The following is a 671-nucleotide window of genomic DNA, read 5'->3' on the forward strand; positions in this document are numbered from 1 at the left end:
GAGTGATTTTTAGACAGCATGGCAAGACGTTATAATTTGCTTCGCCAAAAGTAACCATAACCTCAAGCCATGCCAAGACTTATGCTAACCGATGCACGCTGGGAAAAGCTATTTCATTTAATGAAAAGCACAGGCCGTGTTTATGACAAACCTGAACATAGACAAACATTCGAAGGTATTCTTTACCGCCTTAGAACAGGTATCCCTTGGCGAGATTTACCTAAAGAGTTCGGTCATTGGAGCACGGTCTTTAGACGGTTTCATTTATGGTCTAAGAAAGGCGTTCTAGCACATTTATTCAATGCCTTAGCCAATCTTGCAGATATAGAATGGGTCTTTATTGATGGCTCGATAGTGCGGGCTCACCAGCACAGTGCAGGTGCAGCGACGCTAAATAATGAGAGTATTGGTAAAAGTCGAGGCGGTAATTCAACCAAAATTCACTTAGCCGTCGACAGCGGAGGATTACCGATTTATTTCGAATTATCAGAAGGCCAAAAACACGATATTACACACGCCCCCAGCTTAATTGAGCACCTGAAGCAGGTTGATACCGTCATTGCAGATAAAGGTTATGACAGTGATGCTTTTCGTGAACTTATCGCAAATAAAGGCGGGAAATCTGTTATTCCGAGGCGCCGCTATAAGAATGCACCTCAAGAAAGAGTCGA

The 671-nt window shown here is 43.2% G+C and carries 1 protein-coding gene; it reads left to right on the forward strand.

What is annotated here, in order from left to right; translation table 11 throughout:
* Positions 1 to 69 precede the first annotated feature (69 nt).
* Positions 70 to 671, forward strand: a 602-nt coding sequence (locus tag Q4Q57_RS22060; RefSeq protein WP_311892040.1) for an IS5-like element ISSod6 family transposase, incomplete at its 3' end; no start/stop codon positions are given.

Source organism: Shewanella sp. SP2S2-6, from assembly GCF_031931965.1.
Classification (GTDB): Bacteria; Pseudomonadota; Gammaproteobacteria; order Enterobacterales; family Shewanellaceae; genus Shewanella; species Shewanella baltica.